This window comes from Spiroplasma endosymbiont of Cantharis nigra, from assembly GCF_964019925.1.
Classification (GTDB): domain Bacteria; phylum Bacillota_I; class Bacilli_A; order Mycoplasmatales; family Mycoplasmataceae; genus Spiroplasma_A.
In genome coordinates this window covers 1,134,072-1,153,429 of record NZ_OZ026470.1, presented here as the reverse complement: position 1 = coordinate 1,153,429, position 19,358 = coordinate 1,134,072, and the positions used below count along the sequence as shown (strand labels likewise).

Annotated in this window: 13 protein-coding genes; all 13 read right to left on the bottom strand. The window is 27.7% G+C overall.

Going from position 1 to position 19,358, the window contains the following annotated elements:
- Window positions 1–32 precede the first annotated feature (32 nt).
- A complete protein-coding gene (rplW, locus tag AACL04_RS05050) occupies window positions 33–317 on the bottom strand; it encodes a 50S ribosomal protein L23 (protein WP_339030104.1) in 285 nt (94 codons plus the stop codon).
- Complete coding sequence (gene rplD, locus AACL04_RS05045; protein WP_339030102.1) at window positions 317–943, bottom strand: 50S ribosomal protein L4; 627 nt, start codon at window positions 941–943, stop codon at window positions 317–319. Before rplD ends, rplW begins: the two co-directional genes overlap by 1 nt.
- 19 nt (window positions 944–962) lie before the next feature.
- Window positions 963–1,688: a 50S ribosomal protein L3 gene (rplC, locus tag AACL04_RS05040; RefSeq protein WP_339030100.1), complete on the bottom strand. Its 726-nt coding sequence runs from the start codon at window positions 1,686–1,688 to the stop codon at window positions 963–965.
- Between the two features lie 51 nt (window positions 1,689–1,739).
- Window positions 1,740–2,048: a 30S ribosomal protein S10 gene (gene rpsJ, locus AACL04_RS05035; RefSeq protein ID WP_339030098.1), complete on the bottom strand. Its 309-nt coding sequence runs from the start codon at window positions 2,046–2,048 to the stop codon at window positions 1,740–1,742.
- Between the two features lie 210 nt (window positions 2,049–2,258).
- Window positions 2,259–6,527 carry an ABC transporter permease gene (locus tag AACL04_RS05030; protein WP_339030096.1) on the bottom strand — a complete coding sequence of 1,423 codons (4,269 nt, stop codon included), beginning with the start codon at window positions 6,525–6,527 and terminating at the stop codon, window positions 2,259–2,261.
- Between the two features lie 7 nt (window positions 6,528–6,534).
- Entirely contained in the window at window positions 6,535–8,826 is a 2,292-nt protein-coding gene (locus AACL04_RS05025; protein ID WP_339030094.1) for a lipoprotein, read from the bottom strand.
- Window positions 8,827–9,085: 259 nt separating this feature from the next.
- A complete protein-coding gene (locus AACL04_RS05020) occupies window positions 9,086–9,814 on the bottom strand; it encodes a hypothetical protein (protein WP_339030092.1) in 729 nt (242 codons plus the stop codon).
- 98 nt (window positions 9,815–9,912) lie between these two features.
- Window positions 9,913–12,588 carry an alanine--tRNA ligase gene (gene alaS / locus AACL04_RS05015; RefSeq protein WP_339030090.1) on the bottom strand — a complete coding sequence of 892 codons (2,676 nt, stop codon included), beginning with the start codon at window positions 12,586–12,588 and terminating at the stop codon, window positions 9,913–9,915.
- Between the two features lie 54 nt (window positions 12,589–12,642).
- Window positions 12,643–12,903 (bottom strand): hypothetical protein, encoded by a 261-nt coding sequence (locus AACL04_RS05010; protein ID WP_339030088.1) that lies wholly within the window; start codon window positions 12,901–12,903, stop codon window positions 12,643–12,645.
- A gap of 60 nt (window positions 12,904–12,963) precedes the next feature.
- Window positions 12,964–14,433, bottom strand: a complete 1,470-nt coding sequence (gene guaB / locus AACL04_RS05005; RefSeq protein ID WP_339030086.1) for an IMP dehydrogenase — start codon at window positions 14,431–14,433, stop codon at window positions 12,964–12,966.
- 12 nt (window positions 14,434–14,445) lie between these two features.
- On the bottom strand, window positions 14,446–15,987 hold the full coding sequence (gene guaA, locus AACL04_RS05000; RefSeq protein ID WP_339030084.1) for a glutamine-hydrolyzing GMP synthase: 1,542 nt from the start codon (window positions 15,985–15,987) through the stop codon (window positions 14,446–14,448).
- A 124-nt stretch (window positions 15,988–16,111) separates the two neighbouring features.
- On the bottom strand, window positions 16,112–17,998 hold the full coding sequence (lpdA, locus tag AACL04_RS04995) for a dihydrolipoyl dehydrogenase (protein ID WP_339030082.1): 1,887 nt from the start codon (window positions 17,996–17,998) through the stop codon (window positions 16,112–16,114).
- 13 nt (window positions 17,999–18,011) lie between these two features.
- Window positions 18,012–19,346 carry a dihydrolipoamide acetyltransferase family protein gene (locus AACL04_RS04990; RefSeq protein WP_339030080.1) on the bottom strand — a complete coding sequence of 445 codons (1,335 nt, stop codon included), beginning with the start codon at window positions 19,344–19,346 and terminating at the stop codon, window positions 18,012–18,014.
- Between the last annotated feature and the right edge of the window lie 12 nt (window positions 19,347–19,358).

The window sequence follows — 19,358 nt, the reverse complement described above, 5'->3', positions numbered from 1 at the left end:
TTTTCCATCTCTTAATAATTAATTTCTTAATTTTATAAGTCTGATAAGATATCTAATGTTTCTCCATCTTTTAATACTATTACAGCTTTTTTAAAAGACGCTTTTGTTCCAACATATTTACCCATTCTTTTTTCTTTTCCGTCATAGTTCATAGTTCTTACATCTTTAACTTTGACTTTAAATATTTCTTCGAATGTTTTTTTAATTAGAGTTTTGTTAGCTTTTTTATCAACAATGAATGTGTACGCACCATTTTGTTGACCTAAATAAGTCTTTTCAGTTAACAAAGGTTTTTTAATAACTTGTGTTAAATGCATTATGCATACACCTCCTCGATTTTATTAACAGTATCTTCAGTAACAACCAATTTAGTTGCATTTAATAAATCAAATATATTCATTTTTTGGAAGTCTAATGTTTTAACTCCTGGAATGTTACCTGCTGATTTAACAACTATTTCTTCGTGTTCTTTAGTTACTATTAATGTCTTTTGATCTTCAATTTTAATATTTTTCATAACACTTAGCATTTCTTTTGTTGAAGGTTTTGAGAATGCAAATTTATCTAAAATTACTAAATTTAATTCCTTTGCTTTAATACTTAAAGCACTTCTAATTGCTAATTGTCTAACTTTTTTATTTACAGCTTTTTTGTAGTTAATGTTTGGTGTAGGACCAAATACAATTCCCCCACCTCTTCATTGTGGAGATCTAATTGATCCTTGACGGGCACGTCCTGTACCTTTTTGTCTTCAAGGTTTTCTACCTCCACCACGCACTTCTGCTCTAGTTTTTGTTTTTTTTGTTCCTTGTCTTAATGCAGCTTGTTGTGAAACAACTGTATCAAAAATAGCTTGTTGATGAGGCTCTACACCTCAAACTTTATCATTTAATGTAATTTCTTTAAGAGATGTTCCCTTAACATCTAAAACTTTTGCTTTCATGTTAATTCTTTCCCCCTAATTATTCAGCTGCAGGAGCTGTTTCTTCAACTACAGGAGCTGGAGTTGGTTCAACCACAGCTTTAGTAGCAGTGTTTCTTGATAACAATGAAACAGCCTCTTGCGCTTTTCTACCTTTAACGTTTTGTTTAATTACAACAAAGCCTTTTCTTGGACCCGGAACAGATCCTTTAACTAAAACTAAATTTTTTTCAACATCAATTTTTACTACTTCTAAGTTTTGGATTGTCACTTGCTCATGTCCCATGTGACCTGCCATTTTTTTAGATTTGAAGATTCTATTAATAATTGCTCCCATTGACCCGATACCTCTATGATATCCTGACCCGTGGCCCATTGGCCCTCTTGAATAATTATGTCTTTTAATTGCTCCTGCAAATCCTTTACCTTTTGATATACCTGTAACGTCCACAAATTCACCAGCGTTGAATACGTCGGCTGCATTAATTACTGCACCAGTTTCGTATCCTTCCATATCTCTGATTTCTTTTACGAAGCGCTTAGGTTCTGAGTTAACTTTTTTAAATTGACCCATATCTGGTTTATTAAATAAGTTAGCTCTTTTATCGATTGTCCCCAATTTTAATGCTTGGTATCCGTCTTTTTCTACTGATTTTACTTGTAAAACTGTGTTTTGTTCTACTGCAATAACAGTGACCGGAATTAATTTACCATTTTCACTAAACATTTGAGTCATCTCTAACTTACGTCCTAAGATTCCTTTCATGATATTTCCTCCTGCTTTTTTTATGATGTTCATGTATATCTTGATCGTCTACTATAGTTTAATTTCGATGTTAACACCAGTTGGTAATTGAACTCTTGTTAATGAGTCCATTGTTTTTGGTGTTGGTTCAACTATCTCAAGTATTCTTTTATGTGTTCTCATTTCGAACTGCTCTCTACTATCTTTATATTTATGAGTAGCTCTTAATATTGTTATAATTTGCTTTTCTGTTGGTAATGGAATTGGTCCACGAACTTTAGCTCCAGTTGATTCAGCTGCTTCAATAATTTTTGCAATTGCTTGATCAACAATAGCGTGGTCGTAACCTTTTAATTTTATTTTTATTTTTTGTTGAGCCATTAGGTCCTCCTTCAACATTGACAACCCTTTCCAGTGTGTTGTCTAAATGAACATAAAATATACATGCTTTTCAATTATTACACAACATTAACAGAAAAGCAATAAGAAAATTAAAAAAGATTAAATTAATTAAATAATGAGAATTTAACTCAATATCTCATTATTTTACTTTTAAAATATAAAAAATCGACAAAAGTCGATTTTTATTTCCTACTCATTTCCAATTAAAGAAGCTAATTTAACTCTTCTAATAGATAGCATAATTACTGTATAACCTAATAAGAATATTGCTAATCCTACAATAAAGACAATAGGCATAATTGTTCACCCCATTATCATTGGCACTGCTATATCAAGTGAAAGCAATATTTGAGGGACTAAATAACTTATTAAAAGTCAAATAATTGTTATTCCCAATGCTACACCAATTGCAGCTATGGGTAAGAATATTCACATAATAATAGAGTTAATTTCTCTCATTGAATATCCTTGAATTCGCATATAGCTCATAAATCGCTTATATCTACCTATAAACATTTCAGTAATCAGATAAATTATAATAATAGCTGTTATTAAGGATAATGAAACAAATATAACAGAGATAGATATTACTGAAGTAATTAGATTACTCATAGCCATTTTTTTCATTTGAATATAGTCTGTATAACCAATTGATTGGTCCATGTATTTTGCAAATCCATCAGTTGCATTATTTGCATTAAATGGTGATAATAAAATTCTTTGCATTTGATCGGCATTTTGTATATTTGAACTCATTTTAGCATTACTTCAAATATTTACTGAGGAACCATTATCAAACTCTCTTCTAGTATCAAAACCCTCTTTTACACCCATTAGTTCATTGGCATATAATTGATCCATATATAATTTATTTCCATCATACAATTCCTCTACTCCTACAACTTTTGCTTTTCTTGGTGCAGAGTCTACAATTTTATTTACTAATAAACCTTTTTTTAATGCAATATTTAATCAGCTGTTTGTTCCCCCTAATAGTGTTTCTATTCCTATTTCAGTTGGAATACCATTTTCATATTTATAGATATCAAAAGGATTAACGACATAACTATCTGACTCTTCGCTATAAATTGAGTTTAAATCCTTATTTGAATATTGTTGATACTCTATATTAACTTCATTAAATAATTCTTGATTAAGCAATTTTTTTGGAAGTGACAATTCAATATCTGTCATATTGTAATAAGGTTCATAAATACTACCATTTTTAAAATAAAAGTCATGATTAATAGCATAAGTGAACTTATCTAAATCCATTTGAAATAGATTTTTATCTTTGAATTTTCATAAACTAGAGTCTAATTCGTTTATTGAACTATTTTCACCTATAGTTGCTAATAAATTTTGTGAAGTTTTTAAATTAAACTCATTACCAACTTTTAATCCCTCTAACTCTCCCTTTTTATTAATTAAAACTGGAATATAGTCTAGAGAGTTATTATATTTAATTTTATTTTCATTTTTTATTAATAAATTTTTTGAGTTTTCTTCTATTAAATCCAAACCATAAACAACGTATTTTGCTTGCTTATTATTATCAATAGTTGATTCAACTCTTGTATACATTTGATCTAATTCTTTATCAACTGAAATAGTAGAAAAATTAAATGAGAAATTTTTAAACTCTTTATCGTCCTTATCTCAAAGTTCTTTTATAGTAGAAGGAAGAATATTATTAGAAACACTTTTTATACAATCATTATAATTTGTTGCTTCACTAATGCCTCCTTGGCCAAATAACTGAGGAATAACCTCACAAGAGATAGTTTTAAAATTATTGTTTACAATTGTTGCACCTAACCCTTTGGGCTCAATCTCTACTAATTTATCCATAATTCCTGTTGATAAAACTCCTCCCTTAAAAGTAATAAGATTATTGATTAACATCTCTTGAAAATACTTTCTAAAATCTTGGGCATTATCAATTGATGTATTTCAGTAATTTTTCTCAAATAATGTTTTATATTCATAATCTTGAGTTTTTACTATTGTATTAAATAAAGAAGCCTCTATATTACTCTCAGCCTTATTCATTTCATCCATTTGATAGAATGAATATCTTGTTAATGGATTATTTATAACAACATTTGAATAAGTAAAGTCATTGTTGTATTTAATATTTTTATAGTATTCATTGGACATGTTTTTCATAGTATTTGGAGTAACAGACGCTAATGTTATTACAGAACTTGAAAATAATAATATTGTAAAGAATACAATTAAATCCTTTATAGCAGTTGATAATATCACAAGTCTTAATTTCGAAGTAAAACTAAGTCCTTTAATTTTTGAGAATGCTTTGGATAAAAATATATTTGGCTTATGACTTTTACTTGGTGATAATAAAATTAATGGAGATTGTTTTACAGTAAAGTAACTAGTAAAAAACACAATTAAACTAACAATTGCCAAAAATGCAAATAATTCAACTAGTAAAAGTTTTCAATCAATTGAGAAAATTGATGGAATATTAAAGTACATTTCAAAAATTCCCATTAAGGATCCTTGCAAAAATAAACTTATAGTTCAACCTATTGGAACTAATATAAAAATAGGAATGGACATATACAAAATGTAATTAAATATTATTTTAGTATTAGAAAATCCAAGTGATTTTAAATTCCCTATCTGACTCCTTTGTGTTACCAACGTTTTTTTAAATATAGTATAAACCACAAATGCTAAAGCACTTGCAAAAATTAAACAAAATATTATTGCCAGTGAATAAAACCCTTTTACAACACCTGGAAATAAACTACTTCTCATATTTAATAAAGTTGTATCCTTATAAGATTCAATATTTGCTCTTGATAAATTTTCAGAGTAATTCTCATTATTAATATTTTCTTGAATTTTTCCCAAATTCAAAATGTTATCTGCAAAATAAGTTTTTAATAAATTTATATCTTTTTCAATAGAACTCATATCGGATTTTTGATAAGTTAAATATGACCTACTTACATCTTGATAACTCTTTTCTTCTCCATCTTTATTAAATTGCTTATTAAATAAAGAATTACTTATATAAAATATGGCTTCATTTTTTTGATTTGTTAATAGGTCTTCTTCATATATTGTAGGATAAATATTAAATGAATCCGAACCAATTCCATCCATAACATACATACCTTCAGAATTATTATAATTAAAGATATCATAACTTTTGCCTAAATGCATATTATTATATTTTGCATAACCATTAGAGGATATAAAAGAATACTCTGTAAAACTATTATTAGTATAAGTTCTTTTATATAAGTTAAATAATTCTTCATTATAAAAATGAGCATCTAGGATATCACTATTTGGTTTCTTAGTATTGTAAAATGCTGAAATGTATCTAAATTTTCTTCCACTTGAATCTCATTTAACAACTTCATTAGTTAGTGTTATTTTAAAATTAGTTAAATCTCCTAATAAATTAAAATATATAGAGAATCAATTTCTTTGAGTTATTTTATTTGTTAATATCTCATATCCATTTTGATTTATATCAGTTTTAAAAACTAAAGTAGAATCAAACTTTTTAATAAAAAAACTTGCATTCTCAGAGAATAGTTTTTTTTCATCTGCATCACCTTTAAACTCAATAGGAATTTTAGAAAATAAATATTTTCCCGTTGAGTCAATCTCTCCAATACCTTTATTAACATATTTTTCAATCTCATACTTTTGATTTTCTATACTAGTATTCTCATAAATACTAACAATATCCTTTTTAATTACATTTGTTAAAACTGAATTATTTAAAAAGAACATAAAATCAAAAATATGTAATGCGGTATCGCGCGCGCTGCTTGATAAGATTTCTTGGTTAAAATTGTTATTTTTTTCATATAATTTGCCAATTAAAGAGTTTTTAAAACTATTTGACTCTAGATTCAATTTATATAAATCACCAAATTCAGCCTTTTTGACCACTTCAATTTTTTGTTTATCTGTAAAATTTATAACAGCTTTATCAGATGTTGGTAAATATTGCTTGTCATTATTTTCAATACCAAAGTTTGATTCAACATCTCCAAAATGAAAGTTCACATAATTTTTACCATTTTCTGAAAAAATTGATGATTCATAACAATTAATTTTAAAACCAGAACAATTATCTTTAAATTCATATTTTTTTAGTATTCCAGATTCTCCAAAAGTTAGTCTTGGAAAATAGTTTCCTTTATCATTTTTTAATAACTCTGTATTAAATGCAAATCATGGAGTGAAAGTTTGAGTATCATTTGATTTATATGCGCTTGATGTATATCTAAATGAGTAATCAAATTTTTCAAAATTTTTATTTATATTATTATTTGTACTAATTAAATTTGAAGAAACAATACCAAAAGTGGATGTAAATATAACAGCGATTGTAATAAGTACTAAATATATCCCAAACTGGACATAATCTTTTAATAATTTTCTTAAACCATTTTTAAATAAAAGCATTTATTTATTAATAAATATTATAAAATTCTTCTCCATTTGCATTAAATGATTTTAGTGAGGTTATTACTCAATAAGGTGATTCTGGATTATTTGAGATATTTTCTCAAACTATTTTATATGAATTTTTTACAGTTTTATAATCTTGATAATTACCTAGACCATCATAATTTGCAATGTCCTCTTTTTTAATTGCACCCTGTTCAACACCTAAAATTTTTCCTGAATTTGCAATTTTATCCTCATCCAATTTACTTTTAAGTTCGCTAGTTCAATTTTGTTCTTGATGCTTTGAAATGGTTTGATAAGGATTAAATTTCTCTTCTACTACAACTTTTTTAGTTTGTTTACTTGCATTTGAAGTACTATCACCTATCCCATTATAATCCAACGTAAATTCCATTTTTCCAGCACGTTGTGTATTACTTGTTGTATTTATTTTAAAATTATTTACTCTTCAATATTTATCATCTACCAAATATTGCAATACAGGTTCATGTACTTCCGCCATTGCATTAGTTACATAATCTTTGAAACCTGAAAAAAAATCACTAAAGTCCTTTTGACCTGTAACTTCACTATTTGTAAATGAATTGTAAATTAATTTACCTAGGGATTTATCTTCATATCCCTTTTCTGATCAACCAATTAATTCTAAAAACTTATTTTTTTGTAGGCTTGTTAGATCTCTAAACGTATTTTCTCCTTTAAATTCCTCTATTAATCTTTCAAACTTTTCAATAACATCACGATTTGTCATCATTAAATAAGCACCTTTGGCAAATTTTAATAGATTAATAGCTCCATCATTATCTTCACCTAGCATAGATTTTTCTCAGTTTTCAGGTCCTATATAATTTATTATTGTTTTATAAGAACTATAGAATGGAGAATTTTTTGAGATAAATAATTTTTCAATAAATTCTTTTTTATTTTCTTCATTATTATAAAGTTCTACTATTAAATCTATAATTTTTATAATATTTTTTGCATTTGTTCCATTTTGACCACCTATTTCCTCGTTATCTTTATTTGCATCTTTATATAAAACTGAAATTTTTACATTTTCAGGTTTTGCAGTTGTTCCAGGAATAAATCAAACAGAATCAGGAGATTTATCTAAGTTTTTTATGCTTTCCAAAATATTTTCATCTTTAATAATGTTACTATCAATTTTTTTAATAGCATCCCAAACATTAGTAATTAGAGAGAATCCTACAGCCTGACTAATTGATTGAGGATCTGAAGCTCCAAAAAGACCCGAAGATTTTATTCTAATTAAGGGAAAAATTATATTCATAAATTCGCTTAATATAAGTGCTCCATTTTTTGTATCTGAGATATTTTCTAGCATTGAGCCAAACAAACTAATAAAACCACTTATATTTTGTTCTCCAGCTATTTTTGTAATCAAACCTCCTGTTGAATTAAATTCTTTTCCATTAATCATAGATTTATTATCATCATTTGCTTTATTATAACCTAAATCTTTAAGTTTATTATTCTCAAGAGATTGTAATTTACCACTAAAATCTTTACTTTTCTTTGCTCTTCCACTCATAAGTATTGAGTTATATCAAGCATAACCAGAACCATTAGTTCCACCTTTTTTATGCTCGTCAGCATTTGATACAGGTGAACTTGTACCATTTGTATCAGTTGGATTAGCTCCATCAAAACCTAAACTTAACAAATAATTTGATAATGCCCCAGTATCTTGGATAGCTCAAGCCAGTTCTCTTCTTTCTTCATTTTTTGATAAATTAATATCTTTGCCTAAACCAGCAGCATATCCCATTGCATTATTACTTTTCTTGTTATAACCTTGATTACCATTTATTGAAAATGTGTCATTAAAGTAGTTAGCATTTTCATCACCACCATTTATCATATTATTATAAAAATCATCCTCATACATCCCCATAAGATAACTAGCAAACATTCCCGCATAGTTATCACCGTTATAATAATTTAAAGAAGGTGCTAAATTATTTTTGAATTTACTTATTTTGTTAGCTATATTTATAGTACTATTTTCATATTTATAAAATGTTGGCATATTCATAGCTGTTGGTAATGGTGTTAAGAATATTGATAGTATTTCATTAACATTGTAATTTAAATTTTCATGTCTTCCAGCAACAATAAGTCTTGAAATAAATTCTGCTCCATTTAGCATTTCTTTTTGCATAGTAGAAAGATCAGGGTCTTTTTTTCCCCCGCCTCCACCGCAAGCTGCCACTGATGTTGCAGCTGAACCAATTAAAGTTACAGATGTTAATATATTTAATAATTTTTTCATAATTAAAATTCTCCTTTTTTCTTTCATTAAATAAGTACTTAATTTTTATTAAGTATTTTTTCATTTTTTATTCATTTATTTAAAACTCGATAGTCTATCTTTTTTTATTATTTACCCTTTAACTTTTTAAATTCTTGTGTTATTAAAAATTATTTAAAATAATTTTTTTTCTTTATACTCTGTATTTTTCCACACTTAAATTTTTGTCCATTTTAATAAATCTAAGTGATTAACTTAAACAACGCTAAAAAAATTTTAATTAGAAAAATAATGGAGGAGTTGTTGCCTTTTTAAAGCTTTTCAATTCTTCTGATTTAATATTGCTAATTAAATTTATTATTTCTTTTCAACTATTTTGAATTTTTTTTGCTTCTAACTTAATATTGTTTAAATACTTAATAAACATTTTTAAAAATAGATTTAGCTTAGTAGATTTCTTATAAATAAGATGATTTAAATCTTCATTTGATTTTGAAACAGTTTTTATTACAGAGTATATAAAGTAGAAAAATATAATGTAAAAAAATGAATATAATAAAAGTAAACTTATTAAAATAAATTGAGCAAAAAATAATATATTTATATAATCTAAATTAATTACTCTATCTAATTTATAATTTGTTCATCAATATATTTCCATTGAGATTACTGTTGTTCTTTCAATTGAGATATAAGTTTGAGTTATTGAGAAAATAAAAAATAAAAAGGTAACTAGCATTGTTATATAAAATTTAAAATTATTATTTGACAAGCTCAGACTTATTAAGTTTTTTCTTGATATTTCATCATTATATTTTTCGATAAATTTTAGTAAATCTGCAATAAATTTAGAGATGAAATACAAAGAAATTATGATTAAAGTAATATTAACTAATAGTGACAACATAACTATATTAGTTTTTTGATTTAAGATATTTTGAATAGGAAATGTTAAAAAAAGAAGAATAAAAATAACTATTAAGTTTATATTACTTCTAACTTTTTTCATTATATTTTTCACCTTTTTTAATTATAGTTGATAAAAAAAAAAAAAAAACATTAAATTTTAAAAATATTTTTAAAAAATAATGTTTATATATAAAAAAATTAAATTATCTTACCTTGAGCAAATGTATCATTTCCTCCCCCTTTAACTTTAAATTTTTTATTATTATTAAATAGATCAATTGCTCTATTTTCTTTTGCAATTTTATCATTGACTGATACAATAAAAATCTTTTCATTTGTATTTCAAAGCATAATAATTAGGTTTTCAAACTTATTTTGTAATTTGTCTGAAAGAGATTTCATTTCCTTCATTTCTAGATTATTTGTTTCTAATTCAATTAGATTTTTATGTTCTTTGTTAATTGGAATAACATCAGAATATTTTAGTAATTTCTCTTCAATTAACAGCTCTTCTATTTCCTTTTGATATATCTTAAATGAGTTTTTTAAGTCATTTACTTTTTGTTTTATAATTACTAAATTTTCCTTACTTGCCTTTAAAGACATTATTTTATTAATTTCTTTTTCAATTAAATTATTTTTAACTTTTAATTTAAATCTATTAAATTTATCTATTAAAACTTGGATTTCTAATTTTTGTTTATTAAACAACTGCTCTAAATAACTACTTACTTCCTTATGACTAGTTACTGCGTGATATCTAAATACTCCACTACCCTTTGACTCAACATTGGTAATTAGTAAGTCTTCAATATCTTTTGTGTTAGTAACATGTGTTCCTCCACAAAGTTCACAAGAAAATGACCCAAATTTAATTACTCTAACGTTTTTACCATACTTCTCTGTAAATAAAGCTAGGGCATTATGCTTTTCAATAGCTTCTTTTAATGAACAGTGAATAATTTCTCTAGGAATTTCTCTTTTAATTTCTCTTGCTATAACTGAGTGAATTTTCACTACTTCTTCTGGAGTTGGTAATCTATTATATGAAATATCAATTCTTAAACCATTTTCATCGTTATAGCTACCATTTTGTAAAGCTTCTTTTCCAAGAATCTCTTGAAGAGCTGCTTGTAAAATATGTGTACCTGAATGATTTTTCATAGTATAGAAGCGTTTTTCACTATCAATTATTGCTCTAACAATATCACCATTTTTTAAAGTTCCATTAACTTGAACTTTATGAATGTGTTGTCCATTTGGACCCATTTTAACATCCATTACTAAATGGCGATTATCTTGTGAATCAATTAAATAACCATTATCAGCAGCTTGTCCCCCTTTTTCAGCATAAAAAGGTGTTTTAGTTAAAGTTATAAATACTACTTTATTTGTTACAGATTCTAATTTTTTTTCATCTTCAAAAATAAAGTTAACTTTTGAGTCACATTCTTCTAAATCATAGCCAACAAATTCGCTTTCAACTTTTAAACCTGTAAGAATCGCTGATTGTTTATTTCAAGCCTTGTCATCTTTTCTTGAGTTTCTTGCTAATTGTTTTGCCTCTTCCAAAAGTTTTTCATAACTTTTTAAATCAATTTTTACATTGGCTTCATTTGCTATTTCTGTAGTTAATTCAATTGGAAATCCAAAAGATTCAAAAAGCAATAATGCATTTTTACCACTTACTTTATTTTGTGCCTTAATAATAGATTCTAAGTGTTCATAACCCTTTGAAAGTGTTTTTAAGAATCGTAATTCTTCTTGTTTAATAACTTCCTTAACCATATCTTTTTTTTCAATTAAATATGGATAGAAGTCTTTCATTGCCTGTATTACTTTATCTACTAGTTTATATAAAAATGATTCTTTAATTCCTAATTTTCTTCCATAGACAGAACTTCTTCTAATAAGTCTTCTTATAATATATCCTCTATCTTTATTTCCAGGAAATACTCCGTCACTTATAGCAAAAATAGCTGCTCTAACATGATCAGCAATTACTTTAAAAGCCGTATTAATTTTAGTTTGTTCTTTATTTTCATTATAATAATTTTCAATTGAATATCTAAATTTTTTATTACACATTTTTTCAACCTCTTGTATTGTTGGAAAAAATATATCAGTTTCAAAGTTAGTTGGAACTTCTTGAAAAATTGAAACTAATCTTTCAAAACCAGCACCCGTATCAATATTTTTTCTTGGCAACTCTGTGTAATTATTATTCCCATCGTTATTAAATTGTGAAAAAACAATATTTCAAATTTCAATGTATCGATCATTTTCAATATCATCTTTTAAAAGTTTTGATCCAACTTTTTTAGGATCTCATTTTTCACCACGATCAAAAAAAATCTCTGTATTAGGTCCACATGGTCCTTGCCCTACATCTCAAAAGTTAGTATCTCTTGTTCCTTTAAAAATATGATCTTCTTTAATTTTAATAATGTTAGTTCAAACATCATAAGCTTCTTGATCTTCATTAAAGACAGTTATGTATAACAGATTTGGGTTAATATCAAATCACTTTGGAGAAGTCAAAAGTTCTCATGCAAATTCTATTGCTTCTTTCTTAAAGTAATCTCCAATTGAAAAATTGCCTAACATCTCAAACATTGTTTGATGTCGTGCTGTAACTCCTACATTCTCAATATCATTTGTTCTAATAGATTTTTGTGAATTTGTTAACCTAGGTGATGGTGGGTTCATTCTCCCGTCAAAATATGGTTTTAAAGTAGCAACTCCAGAATTTATTCATAATAAACTCGGATCTTCTACTGGCACTAAACTAACAGGTTCCAAAAAATAGTGATCTTTTGATTTAAAAAAATCTAGTCACATTTTTCTAATTTCATTTGCAGAAAGTTTCTTCATTTTTTTTCTCTCCTTAAAGATAACAAAATAATTTTAGCATATAAGTACTTATATTTATTTTATAAAGCATTCCTTGTGAACTGCCATTGTGATACCACTAAATTCAACTAAGTTATAATTATCATTATTATAAAATTTAATGTTTCAAGGTTTTTTTACATTTATTTGTGAATAATGTTCATTATAGTCCATAATTTTTAAACAAACTAAACAAATTCTGTGGATATCAAAATTATCTTTTTCATCTCCACATTGACAAAGTAAAGCATTACTTCAAGCATTTTTTGCAATATCATCTAAATTAATTTTTTTCATAACTATCCTTTCATTTCTACTTCGTTTGCAAAACAAAAGGTTCATACACTGAACCCAAATTTATTTATTATAGTTTGGAGCTTCCTTTGTAAGTTCCACATCATGAGGGTGACTTTCTTTTAAACTAGCATTTGTGATTTTTACAAATTGAGTGTCAAAGCGTAGTTGTTCAATAGTTTCACTTCCAGTATAGCCCATTCCACTTTTTAAACCACCCATTAATTGGAAAACTACTTCTCTCATTTTTCCTTTAAATGGAACTCTTGCTTCAATACCTTCGGGTACTAATTTTTTAGCACCTTTTTGGAAATAACGATCACTACTCCCTCTTTTCATAGCAACAAGTGAACCCATTCCAACATAAGTTTTATATTTTTTACCATTGGCAATTATTTCTTCTCCAGGTGATTCTTCAGTTCCTGCAAAAATACTTCCCATCATAACACTGTGAGCGCCTGCTGCAAGAGCTTTAACAATATCACCTGAGTATTTTATTCCCCCATCAGCAATAATAGTTATTTCTTTATCCTTGGCTCAATTAAAAACATCATTAATTGCAGTTATTTGAGGAACTCCAACTCCAGCAACAACTCTTGTTGTACAAATACTTCCAGGACCAACTCCAACTTTTACTCCGTTAGCACCAGCTTTGTATAAAGCCTCTGCTCCTTGCGCAGTACAAATATTTCCTGCAACTATTTCTAAGTTCTTATATTTGCTTCTAATTGCTTTAATTACATCAATAATACCTTTACTGTGACCATGAGCTGAGTCAATAACAATAACATCTGCTTGAGCTTTTACAAGTTCGTCAACTCTTTGCATAAAGTCTTCACCTACTCCAACAGCAGCACCAACTCTCAATCTTCCTTTTTCATCTTTACACGCATTTGGATGATCAATTGCTTTATCAATATCTTTTGTTGTGATTAAACCAACTAAAGTATTATTAGCATCAACAATTGGCAATTTTTCAATTCTATTTTTTAATAGAATTGCCTTTGCTTGCTCTAATGTTGTTGATGGATTACCTGTAATTAAATTATCTTTAGTCATAATTACTTCTACTTTTGCTTGAAAATCTTCAAAATATTTTAGATCTCTATTTGTAAGAATTCCAATTAGTTTACCACTACCATCTACAACAGGTAATCCTGATATTTTATAGGTTGCCATAATTTCATTTGCTTGTTCAACAATTGTTTCTTTTGTAATTGTAATAGGATCTGTTATAAACCCTGATTCATTTCTTTTAACTTTTTGAACTTCTAAAGATTGTTCTTCAATTGATAAGTTTTTATGAATAATTCCAATTCCACCACATCTTGCCATTTCAATAGCAAGTTTAGATTCAGTTACAGTATCCATAGCTGAACTTATTATTGGAATATTAAGTTCTATATTTTTTGTTAATTTTGTTTTTAAAGAAACATCATTGGGCAATATTTCAGAATATCTTGGTACTAATAAAACATCATCAAAAGTAATACCTTCACTAATTATTTTTCCATTTAAATCATTTTTATTCATACAAACTCTCCTCTATTCTCATTCTATTGTTCCTGGTGGTTTTGAAGTTACATCATAAACTACTCTATTAACTCCATCCACCTTATTAATAATTTCATTAACAACTTTATCTAAAAAATCTCAAGGTAAATGTGTACTTGAAGCTGTCATAAAATCAATTGTATTTACACTTCGCAATGCAACCACATAATCATAAGTTCTATTATCTCCCATAACACCAACTGTTTTTACAGGCAATAGTGTAACAAATGCTTGAGATACTTCATTATATAAATTTGCTTCAATTAAATTACTAATAAAAATATCATCAGCCTCTTTTAAAATCTCACATTTTTCTTTTGTAACTTCACCAATAACTCTCACTCCAAGACCGGGCCCTGGAAAAGGATGACGATCAATCATTAAAGCAGGAATTCCTAGTTCTCTTCCCACAGCTCTTACTTCATCTTTAAATAACTCTCTTAAAGGTTCTAACAAATCAAACTTTAAATCCTTAGGTAAACCCCCAACATTATGGTGTGATTTAATTGTTTTTGAAACATGACCATTACTTGAAGACTCAATTACATCTGGATAAATTGTTCCCTGAGCCAAAAATTTTGCACCCTGCATTTTTCTTGCCTCTTCACTAAAAACTTCAATAAATTTTTTACCAATAATTTTTCTTTTGTCTTCTGGATCAATTTGTCCCTTTAATTCTTTATAAAATTCTTTACTTGCATCAACCAACTTAATATTCATATCAAATTCTTTATTATATAAATCCATTACTTTTTTAGCTTCATCTTTTCTTAATAAACCAGTATCTACTAAAATACATTTTAGTTGTTTACCAATTGCTTTTGAAATTAAAGCTGCAGCTACTGATGAATCCACTCCTCCAGAAAGACCTAAAATAACTTGCTCATCTCCAACAAGTTCCTTTATTTCTTTTATTTTATTTTCAATGAATTGCTTCATTTCTCAATCTTTCTTGCATTTTGAAATGTCAAAAATAAAGTTTTTTAAAATCTGAATTCCTTTTTCAGAGTGAGTAACTTCAGCATGAAATTGAATTCCATAGATATTCATTTTTTCATTTTCAATACCTGCAACTGATGAATCTGAATGAGCAATTTGTTTAAAACCAGCAGGCATTTTTGTTAAGTGATCTGCATGACTCATTCATACTTGTGAATTTTGACTAACCTTTTTAAATAATAGACTTTTTTCATCATCAATATATAATTTAGCTTTACCAAATTCTTGAGAATCAGCTAATTCAACTTTACCACCAAACATGTCAGTAATTAATTGCATACCATAACAAACACCTAATATTGGAACTCCAAGATTAAATATTTCCTTATCAATTTTATAAGCTTCATTCAAATATACACTATTTGGTCCACCAGATAGAATTATAGCCTTTAAATTTTTATATTTTTTTAAATCATCTTTTGTTTTATCAAAGGGTATAACTTCAGCATAGACATTTAAATTTCTTACTCTTCTTGCTAACAATTGAGTATATTGACTTCCAAAATCAAAAATAAGTATTTGTGTATTTAACATTTTTCTAACCTCTAACTATTTTAAATAGAACACACCAAGTTTTCTCTTTATTATACATCAAAAAAACACCATTATATTTTCTAGTAATCCTAGTTTATAAGGTGTTTATATTAATTATTAATTTTTAAAAGTTAATTGGTTTTCCTGATTCCAATGCTTCAGCTGCTTCACCAATAGCTTCACTCAACGAAGGGTGAGGATGAATAGCTCTTGCAATCTCACTAATTGTAGCTTCAGATTCCATAACAGTTGTAATTTCTGAAATCATATCTGTTGCTGTATTTGAAATAATATGACACCCTAATACTTGTTTATATTTTGGTTCACAAATCAATTTAACAAATCCACCTGTATTTCCATCTGCAAGTGCTTTACCAATTGCTGCAAATGGGAATTTGTATACTTTGTAATCTGTTCCAGATTTTTTCAATTCATCTTCTGTTTTTCCAACGCAAGCAACTTCTGGATAAGTATAAATACAGCTTGGAACTCTATCAAAGTTCATAGTTAAATCTTCAGCATGTTCATTACCTAATCTTTTTGCGATTCTATTTGCTGCAATAATACCCTGGTGAGAAGCAACATGGGCTAACATCATTTTTCCTGTAACATCACCAATTGAATAAACTCCATCAATATTTGTTTCACAATATTCATTAACATTAATGTGACCTCGTTCATTCATTTCTAAACCAATTTTATCAAATCCTTCAGTTATAACTTTACGCCCAACTGATTGTAAACAGTAATCTGCTTTAATTTTATATTCTTTACCATCTTTTTCATAAACTACTTCTTTTTTACCAAAAGACTTTGTATTAACTCCATAAATTATTTCTAAATTCCCTCTAGATAATAATTCTTTTGTCATTTCTTTTGAAACATCACTGTCTAACATTTCTAAGATTGTTGGTAAGAATTGTAATACTGTAACTTTTGTTCCTAATCTCTTATAAACACAAGCAAATTCAATTCCTATAACTCCTCCACCAATAATAACTAATTCCTTTGGAATTTTAGGAAGTGCCAATGCTCCTGTTGAGTCAATTAATCAACCTGATTCAATAGCTTCTTTTGCTCCTGATAAATTGAAATGATTTGGCACACTTCCAGTAGCCACAATCAAATTATCACAAGTATATTTTTTACCATTTACGCTTACAGTATTTTTATCAATTGCTTTTGCATTACCTTCAATTGCTGTAACCTTGTTTTTTTTCAAAAGACCTTTTACACCAGTTGTTAGTTTATTTACAACATCATCTTTTCTTGCTTGAATTGCTTTTCAATCAGCTTTTACTCCTGTTACATCAACTTTAATTCCATACTTATCTGCACGTTTTGTAATTTGCTCATATAAATATGCTGACTTTAATAATGTCTTAGTTGGTATACAACCAATATTTAAACAAACTCCACCATAATTACCTTTTTCAATAATTAATGTTTTCAATCCAAGTTGAGCACATTTAATAGCTGAAACATAACCTCCAACTCCAGCACCAATAACTATTACTTCATAGTGATTTTCTGGATTTGTTGAATTAAATTTAGGTGCTGGTTTTAATTGTCCACCTTTACCTTGTGTAAGACCTGACATATTAACATTATTTACTGCATTTACAATAGTTTCTACTGCTGATCTTTTTGGAGGAACAGCTCTTGTTCTTCCTCTTGAAAGAAGATCATTTGAAACAGGCGTTGCACCAACAACTGATGCATTTTCCTCTACTGGTTCTGGATTAGATTTTGCTTCTTCTTTTGGAGCATCACCTTTACCATCATCAATTTCAACAACAACTTGACCAACTTTAATTTCTTGATTTGCTGAAATTAAAATTGTCGCTACTTTACCATCAACTGGTGCATAAATATCTGAAGTAACTTTATCAGTTTCAACATTAAAAAGAGCATCCCCCATTTTAACTTGATCTCCAACTTTTACAAGAACTTCAGTAACTGTACCTTCTGTTAAACCTTCTCCAATATCTGCGAATTTTACTTTAAACATATTTCTAATTCTCCTAAACTAACAGAGTTGCAGGATTTTGTAAGTAGTATGCTACTCTTGTTAAAAATCTTCCTGCATCTGCTCCATCAATTACTTTATGATCTGCAGTTATTGAAAATGGCATATAGTCTCTAATTTCAATTTCTTCTTTAATTACCCCAGGTGCTCTTGTAATTGTTCCAACACCTAAAATAGCTGCTTCTGGAAAGTTAACAATTGGTGTTGCATAATCTAATCCCACAGCTCCAAAGTTAGTTACTGTAAATGTTGCTCCACTCATTTCTGTGGCTGAAAGTTTTTTACTTCTTGCCTTAGTTGCTAAATCATTTATTTTTACAGCAATTTGCAAAACACTTAATTTATCAGCTCCTCTAATAACTGGAACCATTAAACCATCAGGTGTATCACAAGCCATACCAATATTAATTTGTTGAGCAAATTTTGTTACTTTATTTTCTTCATCAATTCTTACATTTAAATTTGGCATATCTTTTAATGCATTAGCACTTGCTTTAATAATAAATGCTAAATAAGTTAATTTAACTCTCAATGAATCTGCATGCCCTTTAAGTTGTTTTCTAATATTTACTAACTCAGTAACATCTAAATTTCTTAATCCTGTAAATCCAGCAACTTTTTCATGAGCTGTTGTCATTGCTTTAACAGTTGCTTTTCTAATTGGATTTCAAGGTTTTGATTCAAATGTTAAAGGTTCATTAATTTCAGGAACTGAGATTAATGGGTTTGAGTAATCAATTGCTACCCCTTTTGGTCCAGGTGCTGCTGCTTTTATTGATGGTACAGCGCTTTGTGGATTTGCTGCATATCCTTCAACATCAGAAACCAATATTCTATTATTTGGACCAGTAGGACTAACTTTTGAAAGATCTACTCCCATAACTGCTGCTACTTTTCTTGCTAATGGAGTTGCTTTAGCATCAACATTGCTATTATCAATAATACTTATTTGAGAAGCAATATTTGCTTTAGGTGCAACTTCTCTTGCTTTTCTTGAAATAACTTCATTTGAAACGGGTGTTGCACCAACAACTGATGCATTTTCCTCTACTGGTTCTGATTTAGATTTTGCTTCTTCTTTTGGAGCATCACCTTTACCATCATCAATTTCAACAACAACTTGACCAACTTTAATTTCTTGATTTGCTGAAATTAAAATTGTTGCTACTTTACCATCAACTGGTGCATAAATATCTGAAGTAACTTTATCAGTTTCAACATTAAAAAGAGCATCTCCCATTTTAACTTGATCTCCAATTTTTACAAGAACTTCAGTAACTGTACCTTCTGTTAAACCTTCTCCAATATCTGCGAATTTTACTTTAAACATATTTCTAATTCT